Below are 26,186 nucleotides of genomic sequence, written 5' to 3'. Positions count from 1 at the left end.
CGGCTGCGCCTGCTCCTCGTCGGCGAGTGCTGAACCGGCGGTGCCCGGTGCTGGTCGGCGGGTGTTGGCGGTCGTGGGTCCGGCGCCCCGTGCGGTGTCCGCGCGGGGCGCCGGGCCGTTTCCGGGCTCAGGCCACCAGACCGGCCAGCTTGCGCAGCGACTCGTTCAGTGCCGCGGTCGCCGAGTCCTTGAGCTTGCCCGCCATCAGTGACACCGCGGCGCCGGTGAACTCACCGTCGATGCGGACCGACGTGGCGTCCCCCTCCGGGGTGAGCGTGTAGCGGGTGGCCACGGTCACCGCCATCGGGCCCTTGCCGCGGATGGCCAGCACCCGGGCCGGCTCCAGCTCCTCGATGGTCCAGTCGACCTCCGCCGGGAAGCCCATCAGCTTCATGTTCTCCTGGAACGTCCCGCCCACCGCCAGGGCCTTGGGGCCGCCCCGGGGGAAGCTGGTGTGGGTCGCGTTCCACTCTCCGTACGACGGCCAGTCGGTGAGCTGTGCCCACACCTTCTCGGCCGGCGCCTGGATGCGGGTCTCCGCGCTGACTTCGGCCATGGGGCCACCCCTTCGGCTCGGATGCATCGGGCTACGGTGTCGCGGAACGTAGCCGCAGGGGCGTGAACATTCAATACTGATGAACCGTCAGGAATCCTCCGGCGGCCGGGGCTGCCCACGCACCGTGTCCCGCAGCGTGGGATCGGCCAGATCTCCTCCGCAGGGATGAGATTCCGGACGCCGGTGTCCACTCTGCGTGGGACGCCAAGATGGTTCCCCTCGTGGATGACCCACGTCGGTGAGGCTGATGAGGTAGAGGTTGTGCAACCCCGTACAGCCCACCGGACCGTCGGCGACGAGACGGATCCGCGCACGGACGGCGCTGCAGGGCTCGGTGCCGAGCTGGCAGCGGTGATCGCCGGTGCCCGCCGCAGGGCCGTCCGGGACAGGGACCGGCAGACCGATACCGCGCACCTGCTCCACTCCCTGCTGGAGCATGACCCCGAGGCCCGCTCCGCCGTCGGTGGCCCCCCGCAACTCGCCCGCCTCTTCGGCTACCTCGTGCAGCGCAGCATCGGCTACGGCCTGCGCTGGCAGGGCAGGGTGGAGGACTCCGGGGTGATCTCCGCCATACCTGCGCAGGCCGGCCGGGAAGGGCGGGACGGGGAGGGCGAGGGCCGGGCCACGGCTCCGTCACCTGCGCCGGCCGGTCCCGGCGGCGGTCCGGTCGACGAGGCCGGGGGCTGGTCTCCCGCCGCGGCCGCCGCCCTCGCGGACGCCCGGGCGCGGGCCCGGCGGCGCGGAGCGGCCTTCGTCAACGGCACCGACCTGCTCGCGGCACTCGTCGCGGACCCGCGGACCCGGGCCGTCGAGGTCCTCGAGCACGCCGGCGTCCACGTCGTCGGGCTGGCCGCCCGGATCGAGGGCGGGAGCGGGGAACAGGCCGCCGACGGCGGGGCGGCCTGCTGACTTCCGGGCCGTCCACCTGCTGAGACAGGTGTCAACAGGGGTGACGCTGCTGTCGCCGCCTGTCATCATGTGCCGGTGCATACGTCTGTGAGCAGTCAGGGCAGCCCCGGCAAGGGGGTCGGGCTCGGTCTCGCGCTCGGTTCGGCGCTGGCCTTCGGCGGGTCCGGGGTGGCCGCGAAGCCGCTGATCGAGGCGGGCCTCGACCCGTTGCATGTGGTGTGGCTGCGAGTAGCCGGCGCCGCACTGGTGATGCTGCCGGTCGCCGTACGGCACCGCGCCCTGCCGCGCCGCCGGCCCGCGCTGCTCGCGGGGTTCGGACTGCTCGCCGTCGCCGGTGTCCAGGCCTGCTACTTCGCCGCGCTCTCCCGGATCCCGGTCGGCGTGGCACTGCTCGTCGAGTACCTGGCCCCCGCGCTGGTGCTGGGCTGGGTGCGGTTCGTGCAGCGGCGGCCCGTGACCCGTGCCGCCGCACTCGGCGTGGTCCTCGCGGCGGGTGGCCTCGCCTGCGTGGTCGAGGTGTGGTCGGGCCTGAGCTTCGACGCGCTGGGCCTGGTGCTCGCGCTGGGCGCCGCCTGCTGCCAGGTCGGGTACTTCGTCCTGTCCGACCAGGGCAGCGACGCCGGTGACGCGGCGCCGGACCCGCTCGGCGTCATCGCCTACGGCCTGCTCGCCGGCGCCGCCGTGCTGACGGTCGTCGCCCGCCCCTGGAACATGCACTGGTCGGTGCTGGGCGGCTCCGCGGACCTGAACGGCACCGACGTACCGGCCGTCGCCCTGCTCGCCTGGATCGTGCTCGTCGCCACCGTCATCGCCTACGTCACCGGCGTGCTGTCCGTGCGGCGGCTGTCGCCGCAGGTCGCCGGTGTCGTCGCGTGCCTGGAGGCGGTCATAGCGACCGTGCTGGCCTGGGTGCTGCTCGGCGAGCACCTGTCCGCACCGCAGGTCGTCGGCGGCGCGGTCGTCCTGGTCGGCGCCTTCATCGCCCAGTCCTCCACCCCCGGCAAGGGATCCGCGGAGCCGGTCGCCTCGGGCGGCGCGGAGCGGGAGTTGTCGGCGCGGGGCAGCGCCGCGTAGGACGCCGGTGGTCGTGCACGCGGTGGCCGGGCCGCCCGTCACGCGCGCTCCGGTGCGATGCAGTCCACGAACCTGACGAAGTCCCTGCGGCCCCTCTCCTGCGACACCACGAAGTCCCTCTCGCCGTGGCTCCTGAGGAGGCACATGTCGTAGCGAACCGTCCGCGGAAGACGCAGGCCCGGCGCGGTCGTCCGGTACTCGTGGCGGCCGACCAGCTGGCACGACTCGTAGCGGACCAGGGGCCCGCGCGGGCCGACCGTGTAGCGGTGGGGGCGGACCTCGGAGGAGAAGTCCTTGAAGGCGAGGGCGGTGTCGTCGCAGTCGTTGAACGTGACCGTGCCGCCGGTCCAGGCGCAGTCGATGATCCTCACGTCGGGATCGCGGACCTCGAAGCGGATGTCCTCCGCGTGGAAGCGCTGTACCGAGTCGTGGTGGTACGGGTGGGGGAAGCGGAAGAACGTGCTGGTCCCGCCGTACTCCCCGGTCGGGGCGGGGCGTTGGCCGGTGACGATGTACGACCCGCCGCGGCAGGTGATCGACCCGCCGTAGCGGAACTCCAGGAAGTTCCCCCACTCGTACTCGACCTTCATGTCGTCGAACCAGTAGTTGAGGAACTGGTCCTGGCGCTGCGGGTCCGGGGCCTTCCCGGAGAGCCCGGAGTACAGGAACGCCCTGCGGTACGAACCGCCGACCCGGCAGGCCTCCCACCGCATCTCGGAGTTGGTGTCGGTGCCGTCCAGCGCGAGACCGTACTCCCATTCGCCCGTCCACTCGCACTCCGAGAACCGGTAGTCCTGGGCGTGGCCGGTCGAGCAGGAGTAGAAGAACGAGGCCCCCGGGGTGGCCGACCGGAACTGCATGCCCTCGAAGGACACGTTGGACCAGACGTCCTCGTTGCGGCACAGGTAGGAGCCCGGTCCGGCCTGGGGCCGGAAGACGATCGTCGTGATGCGCTTGCCGGCCCCGCGGAAGCGCAGTCCGTTCACCGGCCGCATCGGCGCCCTGCCGTCCAGCAAGGTGTCCGGGGACTTCACGAGATAGGTGCCCGGAGGAATGTCGATCACTGTGCGGCCCACGCCCTCCTGGGCCCGGAGGGCGGCGTGCCGATGGGCTCGCCGGAAGGCTTCCGTGTCGTCGGCGAGCCCGTCCCCCCGGGCCCCCAGGTCCGTCACGACGTCGACCACGCCGGGCAGCGGGCCGCGGCTCCTGTCGAAGCCCGGTGCGGCGGTTCCCACCGCCACCGAGGCACAGCCGCACAACAGATGTCTCCGGCTCACGTGACCCGACTTGCCATGCTCATATGTCATGATTTCATCCATCACATCCCTATCGTGCCATTCCGTAAGCCGCCGACAGGACCGCCCCAGGGGGACGAAGTGACAGCGTTCGCGGAGGCGTACAGAATGCTGTCGGCCGTTCAGAAGCCGCCCGCCGGTGTGTCGCTCTACAGCCGGTTCGTCAACCGCCCGGCGGGCCGGGTGCTGGCGGCCGTGGCCTACCGGATCGGGGCCACGCCCAACCAGGTGACCTGTCTCAGCGCCCTGTTCACGTTCCCCGCGCTGGCCGCCGTCGCGCTCGTGCCGCCCGGCCCCGGTACGTCGGTGTGCGTGTGCGTCGCGCTGGCCGTGGGCTTCGCCCTGGACGCGGCCGACGGACAGCTGGCCCGGGGCCGCCGGTCGGGCAGCCCCGCCGGGGAGTGGCTCGACCACGCTCTCGACTGCGTGAAACTGCTCGGCGTCCACGCGGCGGTGCTGGTGGCGTTCTACCGCTTCTTCCGGCTGCCGAGCCCGGTCCTCCTGCTGGCCCCCCTGGTCTTCCAGCTGGCGGCGGTGCTGATCTTCTTCGTCACCGTCCTCACGGAGAAGCTGGACCAGGGCGGGCGCGCAACGGTGGCGAGGCGCTGCCCGGCCGTGCGGTCAGTGCTCCTGCTGCCGGTCGACTACGGCACGACCTGTCTCGGCTTCCTGTTCCTGTCGCGCCAGGGCCTCTTCCTCGGCGTGTACTGCACCCTGCTCGCGGCCCATGTGCTGTTCCTGCCCGGCTTCCTGGTCAGGAGCTTCCGCCGGCTCTGCTGAGCCCGGTCCGGTCCGCAGGCTGCCCGGCCAGGACGTCCAGCGCGGTGCGCAGCAGCGTGCTCGACGTGTGCGGGGTGTAGGGGAAGTAGACGACCTTCACGCCGACTTGCGCGAACCGGTGCTCCAGCGTGTTCCACAGCTCCGTGCCGCGCCAGTCGTCCCCCTTGAAGACGACGTCGAAGCCGATCTCCTTCCACATCTCCATCTTGTCGGTGGTGGCCTCGACCACGGCCTCGTCGACGCACTGGAGGCTGCGGACGATGTCCAGCCGCTCCGCGAGCGGCACGACGGGCCGCCTGCCCTTCTGCTGGAGCACCCGCTCATCGGCGACGACGCCGGCGACGAGACGGTCGCACTGTTGCCGGGCGCGGCGCAGGATGTTGAGGTGGCCCACGTGGAACAGGTCGTAGACCCCGGGCGCGTACCCGAGGCGGTGCCTCCTCGCGGCGCGTCCGTTCATCGCGTGCCGGCCGCCGCGGTGACCGTCAGGGGCCGGGACTTGACGGTGGCACCGGTACCGTCGCCGACGGTGACCGTGTAGCGGTGGCGGGAGCCGGGGGCGACCGTGTCGGTGTAGGTCATCCACGGCCGGTCCCAGGGGGCGGAACGCCGCTTCATGGAGCCCACGCGCTTGCCGTCACGGTAGACGCTGTAGGTCAGCACCGCGTCGTCCCTGTCCCAGGTCGCCCACCAGCCGAACGTGACGCGGCCGTCCCGGACGCCGTCGAGCGACAGGGCGGGAGGCTCCTCGACCGGGGCGTCACCGGTGGCCGCGAACCGTGTGAGGGACTGCTGCGGGACGCCGTTGACCCGGGTGAACTCACCTCCGGCCCAGAGGACACCGGCGGCCACGCCCAGGGCCCGCGGGCCGACTCCCTCCCCGAGGCCGCCGTCCGTGTCGGGGTACCAGTGGAACAGGGTCTCGTCGGTGGCCGACTGGGCCAGCAGGTGCCACATCTTCCCGTGCTCCGGGAAGCCTCCGGGTGTCTGGCTGCAGTCGTGGGCATGGGCGGCGCTGTAGAGCACGCCCTTGTAGGGGACGACGGCCTGCGTGGCGCCGTAGCAGAAGTCCCTCCACAACATCCGGTCGTCCGCGAGGGGGTTGGCGAGGCGTCCGTCGAAGGCGCCGCCGCCCTCCCCCTCGGCACCCAGGTAGAAGACGGAGCCCTCACGTGCCAGCGCCTTCACCCGTGACCGCGGGGGGATCCAGCCCGGGTACGAGAAGACGGTCGCGCCCGTCGCCGGATCGAGGGCGACCAGCGCGTGCTGCGGCGCGCCGTTGGCCGTGTCGAAGTCACCGCCCACGAGGACCTTCCCGTAGTCGGGTGCCGCGAGGACGGCCCGTACCGGCTGGTCGAGAGTCGCCTGGAAGGGCAGCAGGCGCCCGGCGCGGGTGAACGCGGCGATGTGGCTCCTGCGCCGGCCGTCGACCCGGGTGAAGTCGCCTCCCAGGTACACGGTGTCCTTCGTGACGTCGACGGCCCGCACGATAGCCGCCACCTCGGGCCGGAAGTCGTCGCGCAGCGTGCAGCCGGCCGTGTCGATCGCGACCGTGTTGGCCACGCCCTTGCCGTCGACCTTGCCGAAGGAGCCGCCGACATAGAGCACCTTGCCGTCGGGCGAGGCCTTCATCGCGCGGACGGTCGCCTCGCCGCCGTTGAAGAAGTGGGTGCACGGCAGCAGTTCGCCGGAGACGGCGTCGAACGCGGCGAAGCTCCTGCGCTCCACCTCCTTCTCGCCGGGGCGGGCGCCCGGCGGGCGGACCTTGTCGAAGGTTCCGCCGACGTACACGACACCGTGCGCCGAAGCGATTGACCACACGGTGCCGTTCGTCTGCCAGGTCGCCAAGGGCGCGGCGCTGAAGGCCGGTCCGCCGGCGCGCGGCGCGCCCGACGCGGTGGTGAGCGAGGCCGTCGCGAGGAGCAGCACGGCGGAAGCGGCGGCGGCGGTCCTTGCCGTGAGGCGGCGCAGGCGCATGGAACATCCCAGGGGTGCGGATCGGTGGGAACGGGGAACGGGCCGAGGAGGTGACGCGGCTTCAGCCGATGCGTGCTCGCAGCACCTCGACGAGATCGCTCACGCCCAGCGTCGTACGAAACGGCCGCAGAACCGCAGCGAACACGCACGCCGCCAGGGTGATTCCGAGGGCAAGGCCGGCCCCCGTGTCGCCTGCCAGCAGCCGGACCGGGAGCACGACGGCCACGGTGAGGCCCAGTCCGGCGCCGGTCGCGGCGAGGTAGCCGCCGTCGACGGTCGTGAAGCCGGGATGGCGGCGCACCAGGACCGCTGCCACCAGGTTCTCCACGACGATCGCCGCGCCCCAGGCCAGCGCGGCTCCCAGGGCGCCCAAGTGCTGGACGGTGAGGACGCCGACGGTCAGCTGCACCGCGAACGCCGCGCCGGTGAGCGCCAGGTGCCAGGAACTGCGGCCGGCCATGAGCAGCACCGTCTGGGCGTTGCCCACCCCGACGTTGATCGCGGACGCGGCGCAGAGGACGATCAGTGCCGCCGAGCCCCGCGTGAACTCCGGCCCGAACAGCGCCAGGACCGTTCCCGGGAAGTGCGCGAGGAGCACCAGCAGCGGCCAGGAGAACAGGACGATCCAGCGCGTGGAGACGCGGTGCAGATGGCAGGCCTCGTCGACCAGGTCCAGGGCGAGCAGCCGGCTGATCTCCGGTGCGAAGGCGAGCCGGACGGCGAGCTGCAGCAGCGTCGCGGCGGCGACGACACGGCCGACCGCGGTGTAGATGCCCGCTTCCTCGCTCGTGCTCAGGCCGGACAGCAGGACGACGCCGATCCAGACGGCGGTGATGTCGAAGACGGAGGAGACGGCCCGGGGCGCGGAGAACGCCCAGAACCCGCGCCGCACTGCGGCCGTGCCGGGTCCGGGCGGGGCGGGGCGTCCGGCGCGGCAGCGGCGCAGCGCCAGCCAGGCGGCCAGGGCGCCGGTCAGGGTGGGCAGGAGCCACGCCACGGCCAGACTGAGCACGCCCGGCGCCACGAGCGCCACGGGCACCGCGAGGAGCACGCGCAGCACCGGCTTGCCGATCTGCTCGACGGCGACGAACGGGATCACCGTGCCGTGCCCCTGGGTCGCGCCGAGCCAGATCAGGGTGACCGTGGCCGGCGGCAGGAACACCGCGAAGATCCGTACCAGGGTGACCGCGTCGTCCGGGGCCACGTCGGGCAGCAGTGCCACGGCGGCCGGGGACCACAGGAACAGCACCGCGGCCGCGGCCGTGCTCACCACGGCGCCCGGGATCACGGCGGTGCGCAGGAGCGCACCCACCTGGCGGCCCCCGCCCACGGCGACGTCCCGGGCGATGAAGCGCACCAGACCGGTGTCTGCGCCCAGCTTGCAGGTGTTGCCGAGGACGGTGAAGACCGCGACACCGGTGAACACCGCCCCCGCGCCGTGAGCGCCGAGCGCGCGGGTGACCAGGGTGACGAGGAGATATCCGAAGACGGCGTTCACGGCCGAGCCCACCAGGCCCCACCGTCCGCCGCGCGCGGTGGCCGTGACCCCGCTCGCGGGCGGTCTTCCGCCGATGGCGGGCGCGGCGGCGTCCGGAGCGCTCACGGGGCGGAGCGGGCGGCCGTGACGCCGGACGCGGATCCCGGCTGCACCTGGGCCGGCAGGTCCCGCGCCCGTCGCGGCCGGCTCTGGTGTGCGCGCCCGGCCCGCTTGCCCGCGCCACTGCCGACGACGGCGCCCAAGACGTGCCCGCCCGAGCAGGCGACGAGTTCCCGCACCCGCCGCAGGTCGTCCCGGTGCGTCCGGTCCAGGCTCGCCAGTACGAGGACCCCGGCCACGCGCTGGGCGACCGGGAGGACGTCGGTGTGCTCCAGCAGTGGCCCCGTCACGACGAGCACCGGGCGCCCGGCACCGGCACCCTCCAGGAGCCGCGTGGCCGTGCCGTACGCGGTTCCGGGCGCGGCGGAGACGAGGGTGATCCGCCCGGGAGCGCCCGCGTCGGGGGCTGGTTCTTCGGGTCGGTCTGCGTCGGGGTTCTGTTCCTCGGTGGGGTCTGCGTCGGGGGCTTGTTCGTCGGTCCGGTCTGCGTCGGGGGTCTGTTCCTCGGTCCGGTCTGCGTCGCTGGTCTGTTCTTCGGGTCGGTCCGGGTCGGGGGTCTGTTCTTCGGTCGGGTCTGGGCCGGGGGCTTGTTCGTCGGTGCGGTCTGTGTCGCTGGTCTGTTCTTCGGGTCGGTCCGCGTCGGGGGTCTGTTCCTCGGGCGGGCCCGCGTCGGCGACCTGTTTCGCGGCCCGGTCTGTGTCGCTGGTCTGTTCTTCCGGTCGGTCCGCGTCGGGGGTCTGCTCCTCGGGCGGGCCCGCGTCGGCGACCTGTTTCGCGGCCGGGTCCCGGGTGCCGGGAGCGGTGTCGGCCGGGCGGGCGTCGCTGTCGGCCGGGTGGTCGGCGTCGTCGTCCGGGCGGGCCAGCGGCAGGCGCGCGGCGAGGCCCGGTGTCCGGCCGGTGGCGTCGATGAGCGTGACGTCGTCGCCGTACTCGGCGAAGGCGGCGGCGAGGCCGGCCGCGGCGGCCTCGGTACGGTCGCCCTCGGTACGGCCGTCCTGCCTCGGGGCCACCACGAGCAGGCTGGTGGGCGCACTCGCGCCCGTGCGGTGCCGCAGGCGGAAGGCGAGCGCCCGGTAGGTTCCGGCCAGGCCGTCGGTCCCGTCCGGCCCCCGCGGGCCGGCGCCGCGCCGGCGGTCCGGGAGGACGGCGAGGACCGGTGCGCCGAGCGCGTCCTGGACCTCGGCGGCCGACCGGGCCCGCGGTTCGAGGGTGGAACGCAGCCAGGCGAGTACGACCCCCAGGAGGAGGCCGCCGAGCAGGCCGAGGCCGAGCAGGTCCACGGGTCCGGGACCCGAGGGCCGGGTCGGGTGCGTGCCGCTGCGGACGATGTCGCCGCCGGTGGTGTCATGGGCCCGGATGTCGGCGATCCGCTTCTGCAGCGTGGTGATGCGGTCGCCCAGGACGGGGTCGGGTTTGCGGGCCTTCTGCTGCTCGGCGAGCAGCGGAGTGAGCTGCTGTTGCAGGCCCTGCGTCACCCGGCTCGCCATGCCCTTGATCCTGGCCTGGCGGTCGGTGAGGTAGGCGTCGAGGAAGGCGTTGGTCACCCGGGCCGCGCGGGCCGGGCTGCCGGCCGAGAACGCGAACTTCAGAACCTGGGTGTCGGGTGCGTAGCTGACGCTCAGGCCCCGGCTCAGGGCGCCGGCACGGGACGGCTCGTGCAGCGACCGGGCCGCACGCGCCGCCACGTCGGCGCCGAGCGCGATCCTCCGTTCCGTGCCCATGCTCACCTGGTTGTCGACGGACACCCCGAAGGGGCTGAACGGGTCGACGGTCGAGCGGACGAGGACCTCACCGGCGGAGGTGTAGCTGTCGCCGCGCAGCACCCCGAACAGCGTCGCGCCCACCAGGCCCAGGCCGATCCCCAGCGCGAGGGCCGTCCGGTACCTCAGCAGCCTGCGCAACTGGTCCCGGAGCCGGTCCGGTTCGTCGTACCGGTCCGCGAAGCCGTACCGGTCATCGAAGCTGTCGGGATGCGTCACGGACGCCTCCTGTTCAGGGGATCGGGGTGCGGGCGGGGCCGGCGAGCGACCCCACGGGCGAGGGAAGACGGGACTTCCCGGAGCCGCGCGACGTGGTCCGGGAGCCGCGCGATGCGGTCCGGAGGTCGCGCGATGCGTTCTGGGGGACGCGCGATGCGGTCCGCGGGAGGCGCGACGTGCTCCGGGGAGCGCGCGACGTGAGGAAGAGGGGCAGCCCGAGCAGCAGCATCAGCGGCCCGGCCACGCCCATCAGGCTGCCGCGCAGGAGGATCATCTGGTAGACGGCGAAAGCCGGTACGAGCAGGAGCGCGAGCGTCGGCCGCCCGTCGCGCGCCCGGTCCCGGATGTCGTCCAGTCTGCGTCCGGCCGCCCCCAGCGCCGTGAAGACCGCCGCCACCGCGGGCAGCCCGGCCCACAGGTAGCTCTCGATCCACAGGGGTGCCGAGAGGTTCTTGAAGGCGTAGCCGGCCCAGTCGGCGAGGGCCATGCCGGTGTCGCGGGGCTTTTCGGGCCACACCGAGCGGGGAACGGCGAAGAGCACCGCGCCGAGCGCGGCCGACGGCGCGAAGCCGGTCTCCGCGACGCGGTCGACTCCGGTCTGGACCTGCTGGTAGGCGTCGTAGTCCATGTTCGCGGTGAACTGCTCGGTCAGGGACACCACGCGGACGGCTTCCCGGTCGTCGTAGCGGAAGTAGTCGCCGTAGGGGAAGACGAGCAGCACCGCCACGGTCAGGCCCGCGGCGATGCGCCGGAAGGCGGTGGGGCCGCTGAACCGGGGGGTGGTGCACAGCAGGACCAGCAGGACCGTTCCCGCCCAGAAGCGCGGTCTGCTGATCGGATTGTTGACGATCGCGTTGAGTACGACGAGCAGGGGGAGGAGGAGCAGACGCAGGTTGCGCAGCAGGCGGTCACCCGGCGCAGCAGCGCGGCGCAGGTGAAGCAGACCCACCAGCGCCCAGAACGCGGGCACGGCGAGTGCCCAGATGGCCAGGGCCCGCGTCCATTCCTCAGCGGCGCCCGTCTCCCGGACCGCCTGTCTGCTCGTGAAGAAGGCGCCCACCCCGCCGAGTCGGGGAATCAGCACGGCCCCGGCCCCGGCCACCAGGGCGGACAGCAGGAGTACCGGCCACGGGGCGAGCCTGCGTGACAGCAGGCGTTCGAACGACACCGGACCGCCGTGGGAGCGCCGTGCGCCGTGAAGGCGCCGTCCGCCGTGCGGGCGCCGTCCGGCGAGCGCCGCGCCGCCGCTGTAGGCGAGGAGCCCCAGTTCGATGAGGGCGGTGGCGGCGAAGGACGTGCTGTCGTCGGCGCGGTACTCGTGGGGGTAGGCGCCGGTGGCGAGCATGGCCAGGGGGGCCAGCCCGAGCCACACGTAGGTGAAGAGCCAGAAGCCGAGGGCGGCCAGCCGTACCCGGGTGTCGGTGAGGACGCGGGTCAGCGCCCCGCCGCTGTGCGCGACGACGACGTACTGGAGGGCCGGCGCCGCGCCGAAGCGCACGTCCGGGCTCTGCAGGATCAGCAGCGGCAGCAGGCCGGTGAGGACGAGGGCCCAGCAGCACACGGCGGGCACGCAGCGGACTTGACCGTGCCGCACCTGGACTCCTCGGGAAATTGGGGCATTACGGGCATGTCAGTTATAGCTCGTTGTCAGGTGCTTCCCGGCCGGGCGGTGTCGCGTTTCGCTCGCCAGGGAGCCGAGAGTGCCGATTAATGTGGCTATATGTCCGAACTTCTGGCTGATCGTCAGGTTCTCCTGGTGTCGACGAACTACGCACCGGAACACGCAGGCATCGGGCCCTACTCCACGGCGGTCGCGGAGCACCTGGCGGCCGGCGGCGCCGAGGTCGACGTCCTCGCCGGAATGCCGCACTACCCTGCCTGGCGCATCCCCGACGACTACCGGGGACGGTGGCGCATGCTGGAGCACCGCAACGGTGTCCGCGTCCACCGGCGCCTCGGCTACGTGCCCGCGCGGCAGACCGCAGTGCGCCGGGCCGCCTACGAACTCAGCATCGTCGCGCACGGAGCGGTCCGGCCGCCGGCGGTCCGGCCGGACGTGGTGCTGAGCCAACTGCCGTCCCTGGCCGGCGGTGTCATCGGAAACCGGATCGCGAGGCGCCACGGGGTCCCGCACGTGGTCGTGGTCCAGGACCTGATGGGGGCCGCCGCCGCGCAGAGCGGCATCGCGGGCGGCGGACGCGTGGCGTCGCTGGCCGCCGGCGTGGAGTCGCGGGTCCTGCGGTCGGCCGCCCTGGTCGGTGTGGTGCACGAGTCGTTCGTGGACCGCGTCACGACCGCCGGTGTGCCGGCCGCGCGCACCAGGGTCGTGCCCAACTGGAGCCTGGCGACGGCCGCGTCCGGCGACCGGCGCGCGGTGCGGGCGCGACTGGGCTGGGCCGAGGAGGACTGCGTCCTGCTGCACGCCGGCAACATGGGCCTCAAACAGGGGCTGGAGGTGCTGATCGACACCGCGCGGCTCGCGGCCCGCGCCACCCCCCGGATCCGGGTGGTGCTCATGGGCGACGGCAGCCGGCGAGGACACCTGGCGTCCCTGGCCGCGGGCGTGCCCGGCGTGGACCTGCTGCCGCCCGCGGCCGACGCCGACTTCGCCGCCGTGCTGAACGCCGCCGACGTGCTGGTCGTCACCCAGCGGGCCTCCGTACTGGACATGAGCCTGCCCAGCAAGCTCACCTCGTACTTCTCCAGCGGGCGCCCGGTGGTGGCCTCGGTCGCCGCGTCCGGGGGCACGGCCGGCGAGGTGCGGCGCTCGGGAGCGGGCGTCGTGGTACCCGCGGAGGACCCCGTGGCCATCCACGGCGCCGTCCTGGACCTCGCCCGCGACCCCGCCCGCGCCGCCGCGCTCGGCGCCCGCGGCCCCGCCTACGTCCGGGAACGGCTCAGCCCGCAGGCCGGCCTGGGCCGGATCACGGCCCTGCTCTGCGAGGCCCTGGCCGACGGGCCCACGCCCCGGCGGTCGCCGTGACGCCGGGCTGCGTCGGGTAGACGTGGCGCCGGATCCTGCCGGGAACACGAGTCGTCGGGCTCTCTGCCGGGAGGCCGTGTCACCGGGTTCCGCCGGGAAGGGGGGCGCCCCGTCCGGGCGGCGCCCCTCCGATCGTGCCGGCTACCGCCGGGCGGGCGTGGGCACGGCGGGGGCGGCGGCTGCCACGGCGGTGGCCGCCGCGTCACCGCGCGGCGCGGTCAGTCCCAGGGCCGTCAGCTCCGCGTCCACCATCAGCCGGGCCAGCTCCGGGGTGTGCACGGTCGCACGCCAGCCCAGGACCCGCTCCGCCTTGCCGGCGTCCCCCACCAGGTCGTCGACCTCCGCCGGCCGCAGATAGCGCTCGTCGAAGCGCACGTACGCCCGCCAGTCCAGGCCCACGTGGGCGAAGCACTGCTCCACGAAGTCACGGACGCTGTAACTGGTACCGGTGGCGATCACGTAGTCGTCCGGCTCGTCCTGCTGCAGCATCCGCCACATCGCCTCGACGTACTCGGCGGCATAGCCCCAGTCCCGGCGGGCGTCGAGATTGCCGAGGTGGACGACGTCCTGCAGGCCGGCCTTGATCCGGGCGGCGGCGACGGCCGCCTTCCGGGTCACGAACGTGGGACCGCGGCGCGGGGACTCGTGGTTGAACAGGATGCCGTTCACGGCGTAGAGGCCGTACGCCTCACGGTAGTTGCGGGTGACCCAGTACGCGTACACCTTCGCCGCCCCGTAGGGCGAGCGGGGATGGAAGGGGGTGCCCTCGTGCTGGGGCGGCGGGGTCGCGCCGAACATCTCCGAGCTGGAGGCCTGGTAGAAGCGGCAGCCGAGGCCGGTCCTGCGGATCGCCTCCAGCAGCCGGGTGGTGCCCAGACCGGTGGTGTCGCCCGTGAACTCCGGCTCGTCGAAGGAGACCCGCACGTGCGACTGGGCCGCCAGGTGGTACACCTCGTCCGGCCGCACCTGTTCCAGCAGGCCCGCCATCCGGGTCCCGTCGGTGAGATCGCCGTAGTGCAGGAACAGCCGCGCGGCGGGGTCGTGGGGATCCCGGTACAGGTGCTCGATGCGCTGGGTGGTGAAGGTGGACGCACGGCGGACGACCCCGTGGACCCGGTAGCCCTTGCGCAGCAGCAGCTCGGCCAGGTACGAACCGTCCTGACCCGTGATCCCCGTGATCAGCGCTGTTTTGACAGGCACCCGCTCTCCTCGCTCTGGGAGGTCCCGCACCGGCCGTCGACACACCGGGCGTGCCGGTAGAAGGACTCGAGCCGGTCGACGACCGCATGGATGGAATAGGCCTCCTCGACCGCGCGCCGGCCCTCGGCCACCAGAGAGCGCCGTCCGTCCTCGTCGGCCAGCACCTCGTGCACCGCGTCGGCCAGGGCCCGCGGGCTTCCGTCGGTGACCACGGCCGCGCGCCGGCGCGCCAGTTCCGGCGCCATCCCGCAGCTGTCGGTGCACACCACGGGGGTGCCGAGGGCGAGGGCCTCGACGACCGTCATCGGGAACGGCTCGTCGACGCTGGGCAGCACGTACACGGCGGCCCTCGACAGGGCGCGCAGCGCGTCCTCGTGCGACAGGGCTCCGCCGTAGGTGACGACGTCCCGCAGCCCCCGCTCCGCGACGAGCCGGCGCACCGCGGGCAGCATCCCCTCGTCCGCCCCGTACAGCCGGAACCGTGCCTGGGGCATGCGCCGGTGGACCAGCGCCGCCATCTCCACGAACGCCTCGGGGCGCTTGCGGGGGTGGAGCCGGGCGAGGAACAGGATCTCCGGGTGACGGCCGTCCGGCTCCCGCGGCCCGGAACGGGGGCGGGGCCGTACCCCGTTGGGCAGGCTGAGCAGCGGCGGGCCGTCCGGGCCGACCACCCGCGCCAGGGCCAGCCGCTCCCGCTCGGTGAGCACCAGCAGGCCGCGTGCCCGGCGCAGCAGGGGCACGAACAGGCGGTCGAAGGCCCGGACCACGATCCGGCGCCGGGGCTCGACCATCCCGTGCGTCTGGACCAGGAACCCCGTCCGGCGCAGCACGGCCACGGCGAGCGCGGTGAGTGAGACCAGATCCCGGCCGGTGTGCAGGTGCGCCACGTCCGCCCGGCCCAGGGTGCGCCACAGGTCCCGTGCGAGCAGCGGATGCATGAGCCCCGTGAAGCGCCCCGGGAGCAGTGAGCGTGCCGGACGGGTGCGCAGTGGCACCCCGCCGATGCGCGCCGGTGCCCGGTTCCCGCCCCGCCACAGGGAGACGAGTGTGACCTCGTGGCCGCGTGCCGCGCACTCCTCCGACTGTGCCGTGGCCACGCTGGCCGGGCCGCCGAACGCGCCGTCGTCACCGAGCAGCGTCACCACGTGGACGATCCTCATGCCACGGCTCCCGCCACGACCAGTGTGCCCGGACGCACGTCGCGGTGGGCGACCGCCGCGGCGCCCACCACCGCGCCGCACCCGACCGTGACGCCGCGCAGCACCACCGCCCGGGCCGCGACCCAGGCACCCGGCTCCAGCCGGATGGGCCCGTTGTCGAACTCGAAGGTACGGCTGCCCCGCCGGTGGCTGCCGGTGCACAGCAACGCCCCCTGGGAGACGCACACATCGCTGCCGATGCTGATCGGCTCCAGGTTCAGCAGCCAGGCGCCCTCGCCGATCCACACGTCGTCGCCGGTCTCCAGCCGCCACGGCCAGTGCACGCGCACCCCGTGCCGGATCAGCACCCGCCGTCCGACGCGTGCGCCGAAGGCCCGCAGCACGGCCGGCCGCCAGCGGGCCGGGAACCACCACTTGACGAAGACGAGGTGGAGCACGGCGAACCAGGCCACCCGAACGGCTAGTGGGCGTCCCTTGTCGTAACCGGCTCCGGTGAACCCGCGCAGGGAACGCTCCACGGCGACGGTCCTTCCCAGTCGACATCAGGTCTCCGGGGGAGTCTCCAGGAACTATGGACCCATATCGGTAGAAATGCGGTGTGTTGCTGGCAGACTCGGCCGTATGGAAGATCTGCTGGCCCCACCCGCCCGTGTGTACGTCGCCGGTCACCGGGGGCTCGTCGGCTCCGCCCTGGTGCGCCGCCTCCGGGCCGACGGGTACGAGGTCGTCACCCGCACCCGGTCCCGGCTCGACCTGCGCGACGCGGCCGCCACGGCGGCGTTCCTGCGCGACACCCGGCCGGACGCCGTCGTCCTGGCCGCGGCCAGGGTGGGAGGCATCCTCGCCAACAGCACGCACCCGGTGCAGTTCCTCGAGGACAACCTGCTCATCCAGCTGAGCGTGATCCCCGCCGCCCGTGCCGCCGGGGTGCGGCGGCTGCTCTTCCTCGGCTCGTCCTGCATCTATCCCAGGCGGGCACCGCAGCCGATCCCGGAGGACGCCCTGCTCACGGGCCCCCTGGAGACGACCAACGAGGCCTACGCGCTCGCCAAGATCGCCGGTGTCGTCCAGGTCCGGTCCTACCGACGGCAGTACGGTGCCTCCTACATCTGCGCCATGCCGACCAATCTGTACGGTCCCGGGGACAACTTCGACCCTGAGTCCTCACACGTCCTGCCGGCGCTCGTCCGCCGCTTCCACGAGGCACGGCACGACGGGCTCGACGAGGTCGTGCTCTGGGGCAGCGGCACCCCCCGCCGGGAGTTCCTGCACGTGGACGACCTCGCCGACGCCTGCGTGACGCTGCTGCGCCGCTACGACGGCGACGAGCCGGTCAACGTCGGGTGCGGACAGGACCTGACGATCCGTGAACTCGCCGGGATCGTCGCGGAGGTGGTGGGATTCGAGGGGCGGATCATCCAGGACCTCACGAAACCCGACGGCACGCCCCGCAAGCTCCTCGACGTCTCGCGCATGACCGGTCTCGGCTGGCGGCCGCGGATCGCCCTGCGGGACGGCATCGCGGCGACCTACGCCTCATGGCTGGGCACGGCGGAGGCCGCCCTCGCCGGGCGGCCGGGCCGGCCGGCCGCGCCGGTTCAGTAGGCGCCTCGTCCGTCGAGCACGGCGCGGACGGTACGGGCCAGCACGCTCAGGTCCCAGCCGCACGACCAGTTGTCGACGTACCGCAGGTCCAGCGAGACGGCTTCGTGCCAGGACAGGTCCGACCGTCCGCTCACCTGCCACAGTCCGGTCAGGCCCGGCTTGACCGTCAGTCTGCGCCGCTCCCTCTCGTCGTAGCGGGCGACCTCTTCCGGGAGGGGCGGACGGGGGCCGACCAGCGACATGTGGCCGAGGACGACGTTGACCAGCTGGGGCAGCTCGTCCAGTGAGTGGCGGCGCAGGAAGCGGCCGAGGGGCGTGACGCGCGGATCGCGGCGCACCTTGAACATGTGGCCGTCGTTCTCGTTGGCCTCTTCCAGGCCGGCCCTCATGCGGTCCGCGCCGGCGACCATCGTCCGGAACTTCCACAGGGGGAACGGCACGCCGTCCCTGCCCACGCGCGTCTGGCGGTAGAAGGCGGGGCCGGGCGAGCCCAGCCGGACGGCGACGGCCAGGGCCGCGAACAACGGGAGCAGGACGGCGATGAGGACCAGCGCGCCCAGCCGGTCCACAGCGGCCTTGGCGATCGTCTGCGTGCCCTGGCGGGTGGGTGGCGCGATGTGCAGCAGCGTGAGTCCCGCCGCCGTCGTGAGCCGGATCCTGCGGCGGGCCACCTCGACGACACCGGGCAGCACCATGAGCGGACAGTCCCGGTCGTACAGCGCCCAGGACAGCCGCCGGAGCCGTTCCCCCGACAGATGGCGTCCCGTGGCCAGCAGGACCAGATCGGCACCGAGTTCCTCGGCCGCCGAGACCACCGACGCGTCGCCCTCGCCGGCCGCGTCCGGTTCGTCCGTCCGCAGCCGCACGCGCACCGGCACGCCGGACGCGACCTCGCCGGTGCCCACGGTGCACGCACCGACCACCACGTACTCGTGGTCGGTGCGCTGGGCGAGCGCCCCGACCACGGCGTCCACCGTGCCGGCTTCCCCGACGACGAGGACCCGGCGCAGTGCGCGGGCGTTGCGGCGCTGAGCCCGCAGATACCGGTGGATCACCTTGCGGACCGTCGCGGCGGCGAGGAGGGAGGGCAGCAGCGCGATGACCACCGCGGCGGACAGGCCGCCGAGACCGAGCAGGGTCCGCAGCAGCGCCAGGACGCCGAGCAGTACCAGCCAGTCCCGGACCAGCGGCCCCAGCGGGCCGCCCTCGCTCCACACCCAGTGGGCGTAGCGCTTGCCGGCGACGCCCACGAGCAGCCAGGTGAGGGCCGCGACGGCCGTCTGCTGCGCGGCGTGCGTCTCCTGGAGCGCACGGAGGGCCGCCGCGACCGGCAGGGCCGCGGCGACCACGTCGGCACCGGCGGCGACGAATCCGAACCGCCGGACCTGCGCCGCGGTGCCCACGGCCGGCCGGGGGCGCGCAACCGTGGCCGCCTGCCGCGATGCGTCGACGCTGGACCCATGCATGGCTCTCCCTGCTCCCGGGACGTCCCCCCGGTCCTGTTTAACCCAGCGATCTTCAGATTCCGGACATTGGCGCCGCGAGGCCGGTCCCTCGCGCCGCCAGGTAGTCCGGCAGCTCGATGCCGGGCGTCAGACCGGCGTCCGGGACCGGCGCGTCGTAGCCCTTGCGGAGCGGAACCACGCCGGCCCAGTGCGGCAGGGACAGGTCCTCGGGGTCGTCGTTGGCGCCGCCGGTGCGGACCTTGGCCGAGACTTCGTCCAGGTCCAGGCGGATCACCGCGGTGGCGGCCAGCTCCTTCTTGTTCGCGGGCCGGGAGTCGGCGGCCCGGCCCGGCACGACGTGGTCCACCAGCGCGTCCAGGGCCGTCCGCCGCTCCTCGGGGTCGGTGACCTCGTGCGCGACGCCGTGCACCACGACCGAGCGGTAGTTGATCGAGTGATGGAAGGCGGAGCGGGCCAGCACGAGTCCGTCGACGTGGGTGACCGTCAGGCAGACCGGCAGTCCCGGGTCGGCCTGACCGGTCATCCGCAGCGGGCGGGAACCGGTGGAGCCGTGGATGTAGAGCCGCTCACCGACCCGGCCGTACAGCGTGGGCAGCACCACCGGGGCGCCGTCCCGCACGAAGCCGAGGTGGCAGACGTACCCCTCGTCCAATATCGCGTGCACCAGCTCCTTGTCGTACGACGCGCGGTCCGCGGAGCGTGTGGGCACGGTCCGGTCGGTCGGCGTGTAGGCGGCGGCCTGCGTTGCCTCGGTCGTGGCCTGCATGGCGGTCCTCTCCTGGCGGAATCTTTTGCACTAGTGCATAATGTTGTTTGTGCTAGGAGAATATAGGATCCGAGGGCGGGGCGCAGCCGAGATCGCGGCCGACGTGGAGCGGGCGGTCGGCACCGGAGAGCTGCAACCCGGCCAACCCCTGCCTCCCATGCGGGACTTGGCGGTCCGGCTGGGGGTGAACCCGAACACGGTCGCCGCCGCGTACCGCACCCTGCGTGAACGCGGGGTGATCGAGACGGCCGGCCGCCGGGGCAGTCGTGTGCGCCCCAAGCCGGCCACCACCGGCCGGGAGCAACTGCGCGTGGAGGTCCCTGCCGGTGCCCGCGACCTGTCCACCGGCAACCCCGACCCCGCCCTGCTGCCCCGGCTGGCCCCGGCGCTCGCCGCGGCGGCGGGCCAGGGCGACCGGCGGCCCGTCCGCTACGGCGACGAGCCCGTCGACGCGGACCTCGCCCGTACGGCCCGCGCCGAACTCGACGCCGACGGCGTCCCGCCGGGCCCGCTGGCCGTCACCTCCGGCTCCCTGGACGCCATCGAACGCATCCTGACCGCGCATCTGCGGCCCGGCGACACGGTCGCCGTCGAGGACCCCGGCTGGGGCAGTCTCCTCGACCTGATCCCCGCCCTGGGCCTGCAGGCGGCCCCCGTCGGCGTGGACGACGAGGGGCCGCGCGCCGCCGAGTTGCGCCGGGCCCTGGAGTCCGGAGCCCGCGCGCTGATCGTCACCGCCCGGGCGCAGAACCCGACCGGCGCGTCGGTGACCGCCACGCGCGCGCGTGCCCTGCGCGCGGTGCTGCGGGACCATCCCGAGACCCTGCTCGTCGAGGACGACCACGGCCACGGCATCGTGGACCTGCCGCTGCATCCCCTCGCGGGGGCCACCCGCCACTGGGCCTTCGTCCGCTCGGCCGCCAAGGCCTACGGCCCCGACCTGCGGCTCGCCGTGCTCGCCGGGGACCCCGTCACCGTCGACCGGGTCCGGGGCCGCCTGGGCCTGGGGCCCGGCTGGGTCAGCCTGCTCCTGCAGCGGGCCGTGGTCCGCCTCTGGGCGGAGGGCGCGGTGGACCGGGCGGCGGTGGCGCGGTCGTACGGTGCCCGCAGGGACGCCCTGGTCGACGCGCTGGCGGAGCGCGGGGTCGGCGCGCACGGCCGCAGCGGCATGAACGTCTGGGTGCCGGTCCCCGACGAGACCGGCGCGGTGGCCCGCCTCCTCCAGTCGGGCTGGGCGGTCGCCCCAGGCGCCCGCTTCCGCCTCGCCTCCCGGCCGGGCGTCCGCATCACGATCTCCCCGCTCACACCAGAGGACATCACCCCCCTGGCCGACGCGATCGCCACAGCAGTACGCCCCTCCCCGCCCCGCGCCTACGCCTGACACCACCCCCCAAGGCGCGCGGCGAACTCAAAGGGACGCGAGGAACACGCGCCCGCCACCACCGCCCTGCCACCCGCCCACGCACCCCGCGCCCCACCCCGGTGGGCGTCCACGGCCGACGGCACACAAAAGGGGCGCGAGGAACTGCGCGACCGGCCACCACCGGCCGGCACCCCGCACACGCACCCGCGCCCCCCGTCGGTCTGTGCCTCACTCGCACCCGCGCCCCCCGTCGGTCTGTGCCTCACTCACCCGCGTCGGGCCTGGGTGAGCGCCGCCCCGGCGAGTACGATCACCGCTCCCACCGGCGTCGTCCAGCGCAGCGACTCCCCGAGGAGCGCCACGCCTGCGGCGGTCGCGATGACGGGGATGAAGTACGTGACCATCTGGGCCGTGGTGGGCCCGACCTCGGCCACCAGCCCGTACTGGATCAGCACTGCCAGCCCCGTGCCCAGCGTGCCCAGCGCGGCGACGGCCAGCAGCGGGACGAGCGGGAAATGCCGGGGCACGCCGGTGAACAGGGGCGTCACGACGGCCAGCTGCACGGTGGCCAGCAGCAGCTGCCCTCCCGTCATGGCCAGATGCGAGTTGCCGGTCCCGGCGAGCGTGCGCCGGACGTAGATCCAGCCCACCGGGTAGCTCAGCGAGGCGAGCAGCGCCATCGCCGTCCCCGTGGCGTCCAGTCCGTGGAAACCCTGCCACGCCCCCAGCACCGTCAGGACCCCGAGGAAGCCCAGCCCGAGCCCGGCGACACGGACCCGCGTCGGCCGGTCCTCGGAGAGGGCGACCAGCGACAGGGCCATGCCCCACAGCGGCGAGGTCGCGTTGCAGATGCCGGCCAGCGTGGACGGGATCGTCAGCTCCGAGTAGGCGAAGAGGGAGAACGGCAAGGCGTTCAGGAAGAACGCGGCGACCGTCATGTGAGCCCACAGACGGCCCCCGCGCGGCAGCCGCTCCCGCTTCACGATCATCGCCGCCGCCAGCACCGCCGTACCGAACACGAGCCGCCCGAGCGTGACCTGGAACGGCGCGTACCCGTCCGTCCCCACCTTGATCAACAGGAAGCTGAAGCCCCAGATCAACGACAGGGCGCCGAAGCGGAGCCGCCAGTCGAGGCGGGCGCGGGGACGGGCGGGGGCGGGGGACCGGGTCGGGGATGCGGTGACCGTGCTCATGACCGCAACGATGCTGGACACAACCTCGTAGGACAAGCGAGACTTCCCACTCGGTACCTCTTAGAATCGCTTACATGTTGAACCTGGAGCGCCTGCGCACCCTGGACGCCCTGGCCCGGCACGGCTCGGTCAGTGCCGCCGCCGAGGCCCTGCACGTCACCACGTCCGCGGTCTCGCAGCAGTTGGGCAAGCTGGAGCGGGAGGTCGGCCAGCAACTGCTCGCCAAGAACGGCCGGGGCGTGCGGCTCACGGACGCAGGCAGGCTGCTGTCGGAGCACGCGGCCCGCATACTGTCCCAGGTCGAGCTGGCCGAGTCCGACCTGGAGGCACACCGCGGCCAGGTCGCCGGCGAACTGAGGCTGTCGGCGTTCCCCACGGCCGCCCGCGGCCTCTTCCCCGCCGCGCTCGGCGCCCTGCGCTCCGAGCACCCGGGGCTGCGGGTGCGCTCCAGCGAGCTGGAGCCGGAGCAGGGCATCGCCGGGGTCGTCCGCGGCGACCTCGATCTCGCGGTCGTCCTGGACTGGTACAACAAGCCGATGCCCGTGCCCGACGGCCTGGTCAAGGCGCCCCTGCTGGACGACCCCGCCGATGTCGCCATGCCCGTGGGGCACCGGCTCGCGGACCGGGACGAGGTGGACCTCACCGAGTTCGCGGATGACGAGTGGATCACCTGGGGCGAGGGCGAGTTCTGCCACGAGTGGCTGATGTTCACCCTGCGCTCCAAGGGCGTCGAGCCGATCGTCGGCCACCGCGCGGGCGAGAGCCACACCCAGCTCGGGCTGGTGGCAGCCGGGCTGGGCGTGTGCATCGCCCCGCTGCTGGGCCGCCGGCCGGTGCCCGAGGGCGTCGTGCTCGTACCGCTCAGCCAGCGCGTGCGCCGCCACGTCTACGTGGTCTGGCGAGCGGACGCGGACCGCCGCCCCTCCATCCGCGCGGCGGTGGAGGCCCTGCGCGGTGCCGCCCAGCAGCTCGACTGAGCGCCGGCGGCTGCTACAGCTTGCGGAAGTCCCAGGACACGATCTTCTCCGGGGTCAGCCGGGCCCAGGCGTGGCGGCCGTCGTGGGGCATCTCGTCCAGGCCGAAGTTCTTCCGCGCGAACAGCGTCTCGGCCGTGTCCAGCTCGGCGCACAGCTCGCCCGTGCGCGGCACCTCGCCCACGAACTCCACCCGGCCGGACAGCTCGACCCCGCGCAGCTGGTCGTACTCCTCGCCGGAGTCGATCACCACGGCCACCCGCGGATCGCGCCGCAGCTGTGCCCAGCGCCTGCTGCGCACCACGGAGTACAGCCACAGCGAGGTCCCGTCCCAGGCGAACCACAGCGCGCTGACGTGCGGTGTGCCGTCGGCGGACACGGTCGCGACCCGGCAGGTGCGCTGGGTGGTCAGGAACACGTCCAGCTCACCGGGCGTCATCATGATCCTCCGGCCCCGGCGCTGCTCAGTGACGGTCATGCGGCCCCCTCTTCTCCCACGTCGTGCCAGAGACATCCCCTGCTGCGGTGATCCTCTGACATCACGTCAGAAAATGGAATGGTCCGGCTTCCGCCCGCGACCGGATGTGGCTACTCTCACCGCCCGGACTCGGCGAAAGGACGTGCCATGCCGTCGTACGAGCGACTCGGCGAACTCCTCGATCCCGCGAGTACCGTCCTGCTGACCGTGGAGTGCCAGCGGGGAGTGGTCGGCCCGGACAGCGCCCTGCCCGAACTCGCCCGCGAGGCCCGCACCTCCGGCGCCCTGGACAACGTGGCCCGGCTGGTCGCCGCCGCCCACGCGAGCGGCGTGCAGGTGATCCACGCGATAGCCGAACGCCGCCCGGACGGCCGGGGCGCCAGCCGCAACGCCCGGCTGTTCCGGGCCGCCGCGCGGCTCCCCGTGCAGCAGCTGACCGGCAGCACGGCGGTCCGGGTCGCACCGCCGATCGAGGTCGGCGAGGAGGACATCGTCGTACGCAGGCTGCACGGGCTGTCCCCGGTCCACGGCACGGACGTCGACGCCCTGCTGCGCAACCTCGGCTGCCGCACGCTGGTCGTCACCGGGGTCTCGGCGAACGTGGCCGTGCCCAACGCCGTCTTCGACGCCGTCAACCTCGGCTACACCGTCGTCGTCCCGGCCGACGCCGTCGCGGGGGTGCCCGCCGAGTACACCCCCGCGATGATCCGCCACACCCTCGCGCTGGTCGCCACGGTCGCGACCACCGACGAGGTGCTCGGCCGCCTCCAAGCGGCGTGCGGGCGCGGCTGAGCCGGCTCAGGCCAGTTTGATCTCGTCGCCGGAGACGGAGATCTTCGCCGCGGGCAGCGCCTGGGTGGCGGGCCCCTTCTTCACGCTGCCGTCCGTCACGGAGAACTCACTGTTGTGGCACGGGCAGACGATCACGCCGTTCGCCACGCTGCCCACCGCGCACCCCTGGTGGGTGCACTTGGACGAGAACGCCTTGTAGGTGCCCGCGGTCGGCTGGGTGACCACGACACCCTGGTCCTTGAAGATCTTGCCGCCGCCCTCGGGGATGTCGGCGGTCTTGGCGAGCGCGGCGCCACCGGCGGAACCGCCGCCCTGCGCGGACCCGGAGGAGCCCGCCGAGCCCGTCGAACCGGCTGAGGCGGACCCGGTGTCGGCGGAGCCGGACGCGTCGTCGCCCGAACCGCAGGCGGTCAGCGCGGCGGCGAGCCCGGCCGCGCCGGCGGCCGCCATCACGGTACGGCGGGCCGGTCCCGCTGAGGGCTGGAACGAAGCGCTGGTCATGTGGGTTCCCTTCCGCGGAGCTTCTCGTCGTCCGTCATGGGGTACGGCCGTACGGCGGCAGCCGTTCAGACGGCGCCCAGATCCTTGCCGGCCGGTGCCCTGCCCGGCGTGAGCCGGGGCCGTGCGCCGGTTGTCGGTGAACGCCCGCCCGACGCCAGTAACCTGGGGCGATGCTCAAGGAAGTCACCGCCACCCGCTACATCACGCCCCTGCGTGAGGGCGGCTCGCTGCCGGGGCTCGTCGAGGCCGACGACTTCGGGACGTACGTCATGAAGTTCACCGGCGCCGGACAGGGCCGCAAGACACTGGTCGCCGAGGTGGTGTGCGGCGAACTCGCCCGGCGCCTCGGCTTCCGGATGCCCCGGCTGGTCACCGTCCGGCTGGACCCGGTCCTCGGGCTCGGCGAGCCCGAGCAGCAGGTGCAGGACCTGCTCCGGGGCAGCGGCGGCACCAACCTCGGGATGGACTTCCTCTCCGGCGCACTCGGCTACGACCCGCTCGCCTTCCCGGTCGACCCCGCGGAGGCCGGCCGGATCGTCTGGTTCGACGCACTGATCAACAACGTCGACCGGTCCTGGCGCAACCCCAACCTGCTCGTGCACCAGGGCGAACTGTGGCTCATCGACCACGGTGCCACCATGATCTGGCACCACAACTGGCCCTCCGCCGAGGCATCGGCCGCCCGCCCGTACGACGCCCGCGACCATGCGCTCGCCCGCTTCGCCCCGGACGTGGCGGCGGCCGCGGCCGCCCTGGCGCCGCAGGTCACCGAGGACCTGCTCGCCGAGGTCACCGCCGAGGTGCCCGAGGCCTGGCTCGCCGACGAGCCCGGCTTCGACACCCCGGACGACCTGCGCCGGGCCTACGCCCGGCCACTGCTCGCACGGGCGGCCGTCGTCGCCGAGCGCATCACCGGCATCGGCGCCGGACAGGAGGAGGGCAAGTGAGCGAGCGGCACATCCACATGGCCGGCCACGTCACCGAACGGCACATCACCCGAGCGGGCCAGGGCGGCGACCGGGACGTGTTCGAGTACGCGCTGCTGCGGGTCGTACCGCGGGTCGAGCGGGGCGAGTGCATCAACGCGGGCGTCGTCCTCTACTGCCGTGCCCGCGGCTACGTCGGCGCCCGCACCCATCTGGACGAGGCGCGGCTGCTCGCGCTGGACCCGGCCGCGGACGTGGCCGGGGTGCGGGCCGCGCTCGGTGCGATCGAGCGGCACTGTGCCGGCGGGGAGGAGGCCGGACAGGCGGCCGGCGACGACGCGGGCCGGCGCTACCGCTGGCTGATCGCCCCCCGCTCCACCGTGGTGCAGCCCGGTCCCGTGCACACCGGCCTGACCGTCGACCCGGCCGCCGAGACGGAGCGATTGCTGGACCTCCTGGTGAGGTAATGGATCACACCGGCCGGATGTGCCGTTGACACCGGGTGCCAGGGCTTCTAGCGTCACGGGTGCTGAAGGTACTAAGCGGTCGCTCACCGCATGCGGGGCTCTCTCCGAGAGCGCCGACAGTTCTCTCAAGGGCGAGGAGAAGCAG

25 protein-coding genes are annotated in these 26,186 nt (G+C 73.5%); 10 read left to right on the top strand and 15 right to left on the bottom strand.

The features are described 5' to 3' along the window. Nucleotides 1-127: 127 nt before the first annotated feature. Nucleotides 128-556 (bottom strand): type II toxin-antitoxin system Rv0910 family toxin, encoded by a 429-nt coding sequence (locus JK359_RS13730; protein WP_201835387.1) that lies wholly within the window; start codon nt 554-556, stop codon nt 128-130. A gap of 261 nt (nt 557-817) precedes the next feature. Here JK359_RS13730 and JK359_RS13725 point away from each other — a divergent pair, with 261 nt between their 5' ends. Next, a complete protein-coding gene (locus JK359_RS13725) occupies nt 818-1,465 on the top strand; it encodes a Clp protease N-terminal domain-containing protein (protein ID WP_307788094.1) in 648 nt (215 codons plus the stop codon). Nucleotides 1,466-1,534: 69 nt separating this feature from the next. After that, on the top strand, nt 1,535-2,539 hold the full coding sequence (locus tag JK359_RS13720; protein WP_201835380.1) for an EamA family transporter: 1,005 nt from the start codon (nt 1,535-1,537) through the stop codon (nt 2,537-2,539). Between the two features lie 38 nt (nt 2,540-2,577). On the opposite strand, the gene JK359_RS13715 is transcribed toward JK359_RS13720, so the two are convergent. Further along, nucleotides 2,578-3,846: a glycosyl hydrolase family 28-related protein gene (locus tag JK359_RS13715; RefSeq protein ID WP_201835378.1), complete on the bottom strand. Its 1,269-nt coding sequence runs from the start codon at nt 3,844-3,846 to the stop codon at nt 2,578-2,580. A gap of 96 nt (nt 3,847-3,942) precedes the next feature. Here JK359_RS13715 and JK359_RS13710 point away from each other — a divergent pair, with 96 nt between their 5' ends. Further along, entirely contained in the window at nt 3,943-4,614 is a 672-nt protein-coding gene (locus tag JK359_RS13710) for a CDP-alcohol phosphatidyltransferase family protein (RefSeq protein WP_201835376.1), read from the top strand. Here JK359_RS13710 and JK359_RS13705 read toward each other — a convergent pair. The 5 genes from JK359_RS13705 to JK359_RS13685 all read right to left on the bottom strand — a co-directional run bounded on the left by JK359_RS13705 (nt 4,589) and on the right by JK359_RS13685 (nt 11,761). Continuing rightward, a complete protein-coding gene (locus tag JK359_RS13705) occupies nt 4,589-5,074 on the bottom strand; it encodes an FAD synthase family protein (RefSeq protein ID WP_201835374.1) in 486 nt (161 codons plus the stop codon). The two genes, JK359_RS13710 and JK359_RS13705, sit on opposite strands and share 26 nt — an antisense overlap. Then, nucleotides 5,071-6,591 (bottom strand): fibronectin type III domain-containing protein, encoded by a 1,521-nt coding sequence (locus JK359_RS13700; protein WP_201835373.1) that lies wholly within the window; start codon nt 6,589-6,591, stop codon nt 5,071-5,073. The genes JK359_RS13705 and JK359_RS13700 overlap by 4 nt, the downstream gene beginning before the upstream one ends. 61 nt (nt 6,592-6,652) lie before the next feature. Continuing rightward, on the bottom strand, nt 6,653-8,194 hold the full coding sequence (locus JK359_RS13695) for an oligosaccharide flippase family protein (RefSeq protein WP_201835371.1): 1,542 nt from the start codon (nt 8,192-8,194) through the stop codon (nt 6,653-6,655). Continuing rightward, nucleotides 8,191-10,167: a hypothetical protein gene (locus JK359_RS40120; RefSeq protein WP_201835369.1), complete on the bottom strand. Its 1,977-nt coding sequence runs from the start codon at nt 10,165-10,167 to the stop codon at nt 8,191-8,193. The genes JK359_RS13695 and JK359_RS40120 overlap by 4 nt, the downstream gene beginning before the upstream one ends. 13 nt (nt 10,168-10,180) lie before the next feature. Then, nucleotides 10,181-11,761 (bottom strand): hypothetical protein, encoded by a 1,581-nt coding sequence (locus JK359_RS13685; RefSeq protein ID WP_201835367.1) that lies wholly within the window; start codon nt 11,759-11,761, stop codon nt 10,181-10,183. Between the two features lie 126 nt (nt 11,762-11,887). On the opposite strand from JK359_RS13685, the gene JK359_RS13680 reads away from it, so the two are divergent. Next, a complete protein-coding gene (locus tag JK359_RS13680; RefSeq protein ID WP_201835365.1) occupies nt 11,888-13,150 on the top strand; it encodes a glycosyltransferase in 1,263 nt (420 codons plus the stop codon). A gap of 141 nt (nt 13,151-13,291) precedes the next feature. Here the strand turns inward: JK359_RS13680 and gmd are convergent, their stop codons facing one another. From gmd to JK359_RS13665, 3 genes are read right to left on the bottom strand one after another with little or no spacing between them, the layout of a single operon-like run. Next, nucleotides 13,292-14,350, bottom strand: coding sequence for a GDP-mannose 4,6-dehydratase (gene gmd / locus JK359_RS13675; protein WP_201835363.1), 1,059 nt, complete (start codon nt 14,348-14,350; stop codon nt 13,292-13,294). After that, entirely contained in the window at nt 14,329-15,510 is a 1,182-nt protein-coding gene (locus tag JK359_RS13670; protein ID WP_201835361.1) for a glycosyltransferase, read from the bottom strand. Before JK359_RS13670 ends, gmd begins: the two co-directional genes overlap by 22 nt. After that, nucleotides 15,507-16,028: an LbetaH domain-containing protein gene (locus JK359_RS13665; RefSeq protein ID WP_201835359.1), complete on the bottom strand. Its 522-nt coding sequence runs from the start codon at nt 16,026-16,028 to the stop codon at nt 15,507-15,509. The genes JK359_RS13670 and JK359_RS13665 overlap by 4 nt, the downstream gene beginning before the upstream one ends. A 103-nt stretch (nt 16,029-16,131) precedes the next feature. Between JK359_RS13665 and JK359_RS13660 the strand changes: the two genes are divergently transcribed. Continuing rightward, on the top strand, nt 16,132-17,115 hold the full coding sequence (locus tag JK359_RS13660; RefSeq protein WP_201835358.1) for a GDP-L-fucose synthase family protein: 984 nt from the start codon (nt 16,132-16,134) through the stop codon (nt 17,113-17,115). Here JK359_RS13660 and JK359_RS13655 read toward each other — a convergent pair. Together JK359_RS13655 and JK359_RS13650 are read right to left on the bottom strand one after the other, a co-directional pair. Further along, nucleotides 17,109-18,581: a sugar transferase gene (locus tag JK359_RS13655; protein ID WP_201835356.1), complete on the bottom strand. Its 1,473-nt coding sequence runs from the start codon at nt 18,579-18,581 to the stop codon at nt 17,109-17,111. The genes JK359_RS13660 and JK359_RS13655 overlap by 7 nt on opposite strands. Nucleotides 18,582-18,633: 52 nt before the next feature. Next, entirely contained in the window at nt 18,634-19,347 is a 714-nt protein-coding gene (locus JK359_RS13650; RefSeq protein WP_201835354.1) for a pyridoxamine 5'-phosphate oxidase family protein, read from the bottom strand. A gap of 49 nt (nt 19,348-19,396) precedes the next feature. Between JK359_RS13650 and JK359_RS13645 the strand changes: the two genes are divergently transcribed. Continuing rightward, nucleotides 19,397-20,728 carry an aminotransferase class I/II-fold pyridoxal phosphate-dependent enzyme gene (locus tag JK359_RS13645; protein ID WP_201835352.1) on the top strand — a complete coding sequence of 444 codons (1,332 nt, stop codon included), beginning with the start codon at nt 19,397-19,399 and terminating at the stop codon, nt 20,726-20,728. A 248-nt stretch (nt 20,729-20,976) separates the two neighbouring features. Here the strand turns inward: JK359_RS13645 and JK359_RS13640 are convergent, their stop codons facing one another. Beyond that, nucleotides 20,977-21,903: a DMT family transporter gene (locus JK359_RS13640; protein WP_236677742.1), complete on the bottom strand. Its 927-nt coding sequence runs from the start codon at nt 21,901-21,903 to the stop codon at nt 20,977-20,979. A 74-nt stretch (nt 21,904-21,977) separates the two neighbouring features. Here JK359_RS13640 and JK359_RS13635 point away from each other — a divergent pair, with 74 nt between their 5' ends. Next, nucleotides 21,978-22,880, top strand: a complete 903-nt coding sequence (locus tag JK359_RS13635) for a LysR family transcriptional regulator (RefSeq protein ID WP_201835348.1) — start codon at nt 21,978-21,980, stop codon at nt 22,878-22,880. A 13-nt stretch (nt 22,881-22,893) separates the two neighbouring features. Here the strand turns inward: JK359_RS13635 and JK359_RS13630 are convergent, their stop codons facing one another. Beyond that, on the bottom strand, nt 22,894-23,355 hold the full coding sequence (locus JK359_RS13630; RefSeq protein WP_201835346.1) for a pyridoxamine 5'-phosphate oxidase family protein: 462 nt from the start codon (nt 23,353-23,355) through the stop codon (nt 22,894-22,896). A 147-nt stretch (nt 23,356-23,502) separates the two neighbouring features. Here JK359_RS13630 and JK359_RS13625 point away from each other — a divergent pair, with 147 nt between their 5' ends. Then, on the top strand, nt 23,503-24,147 hold the full coding sequence (locus JK359_RS13625) for a cysteine hydrolase family protein (RefSeq protein ID WP_201835345.1): 645 nt from the start codon (nt 23,503-23,505) through the stop codon (nt 24,145-24,147). Between the two features lie 6 nt (nt 24,148-24,153). Here JK359_RS13625 and JK359_RS13620 read toward each other — a convergent pair whose 3' ends face one another. Then, the gene (locus tag JK359_RS13620) at nt 24,154-24,648 is read right to left on the bottom strand and encodes a Rieske (2Fe-2S) protein (protein ID WP_201835344.1); all 495 of its coding nucleotides are present in this window, start codon (nt 24,646-24,648) and stop codon (nt 24,154-24,156) included. Between the two features lie 170 nt (nt 24,649-24,818). On the opposite strand from JK359_RS13620, the gene JK359_RS13615 reads away from it, so the two are divergent. Then, complete coding sequence (locus JK359_RS13615) at nt 24,819-25,595, top strand: HipA family kinase (RefSeq protein WP_201835343.1); 777 nt, start codon at nt 24,819-24,821, stop codon at nt 25,593-25,595. Beyond that, complete coding sequence (locus tag JK359_RS13610) at nt 25,592-26,041, top strand: DUF3037 domain-containing protein (protein WP_201835342.1); 450 nt, start codon at nt 25,592-25,594, stop codon at nt 26,039-26,041. Before JK359_RS13615 ends, JK359_RS13610 begins: the two co-directional genes overlap by 4 nt. The last annotated feature ends 145 nt before the right edge of the window (nt 26,042-26,186 follow it).

The sequence above is a fragment of the Streptomyces actinomycinicus genome (assembly GCF_016741775.1).
Taxonomy (GTDB): domain Bacteria; phylum Actinomycetota; class Actinomycetes; order Streptomycetales; family Streptomycetaceae; genus Streptomyces; species Streptomyces actinomycinicus.
Note: the sequence above shows the minus strand (reverse complement) of the source record. Positions and strands in the feature narration are given on the sequence as shown.

What these genes read in the sequence shown, in the direction of transcription:
- JK359_RS13640 (WP_236677742.1), bottom strand. Translation starts at nt 21,903, where the DNA reads ATGAGCACGGTCACCGCATCCCCGACCCGGTCCCCCGCCCCCGCCCGT.
- JK359_RS13660 (WP_201835358.1), top strand. Translation starts at nt 16,132, where the DNA reads ATGGAAGATCTGCTGGCCCCACCCGCCCGTGTGTACGTCGCCGGTCAC.
- JK359_RS13625 (WP_201835345.1), top strand. Translation starts at nt 23,503, where the DNA reads ATGCCGTCGTACGAGCGACTCGGCGAACTCCTCGATCCCGCGAGTACC.
- JK359_RS13615 (WP_201835343.1), top strand. Translation starts at nt 24,819, where the DNA reads ATGCTCAAGGAAGTCACCGCCACCCGCTACATCACGCCCCTGCGTGAG.
- JK359_RS13635 (WP_201835348.1), top strand. Translation starts at nt 21,978, where the DNA reads ATGTTGAACCTGGAGCGCCTGCGCACCCTGGACGCCCTGGCCCGGCAC.
- JK359_RS13680 (WP_201835365.1), top strand. Translation starts at nt 11,888, where the DNA reads ATGTCCGAACTTCTGGCTGATCGTCAGGTTCTCCTGGTGTCGACGAAC.
- JK359_RS13700 (WP_201835373.1), bottom strand. Translation starts at nt 6,591, where the DNA reads ATGCGCCTGCGCCGCCTCACGGCAAGGACCGCCGCCGCCGCTTCCGCC.
- JK359_RS13670 (WP_201835361.1), bottom strand. Translation starts at nt 15,510, where the DNA reads ATGAGGATCGTCCACGTGGTGACGCTGCTCGGTGACGACGGCGCGTTC.
- JK359_RS13650 (WP_201835354.1), bottom strand. Translation starts at nt 19,347, where the DNA reads ATGCAGGCCACGACCGAGGCAACGCAGGCCGCCGCCTACACGCCGACC.
- JK359_RS13620 (WP_201835344.1), bottom strand. Translation starts at nt 24,648, where the DNA reads ATGACCAGCGCTTCGTTCCAGCCCTCAGCGGGACCGGCCCGCCGTACC.
- JK359_RS13730 (WP_201835387.1), bottom strand. Translation starts at nt 556, where the DNA reads ATGGCCGAAGTCAGCGCGGAGACCCGCATCCAGGCGCCGGCCGAGAAG.
- JK359_RS13655 (WP_201835356.1), bottom strand. Translation starts at nt 18,581, where the DNA reads ATGCATGGGTCCAGCGTCGACGCATCGCGGCAGGCGGCCACGGTTGCG.
- JK359_RS13630 (WP_201835346.1), bottom strand. Translation starts at nt 23,355, where the DNA reads ATGACCGTCACTGAGCAGCGCCGGGGCCGGAGGATCATGATGACGCCC.
- JK359_RS13715 (WP_201835378.1), bottom strand. Translation starts at nt 3,846, where the DNA reads ATGACATATGAGCATGGCAAGTCGGGTCACGTGAGCCGGAGACATCTG.
- JK359_RS13710 (WP_201835376.1), top strand. Translation starts at nt 3,943, where the DNA reads ATGCTGTCGGCCGTTCAGAAGCCGCCCGCCGGTGTGTCGCTCTACAGC.
- JK359_RS13705 (WP_201835374.1), bottom strand. Translation starts at nt 5,074, where the DNA reads ATGAACGGACGCGCCGCGAGGAGGCACCGCCTCGGGTACGCGCCCGGG.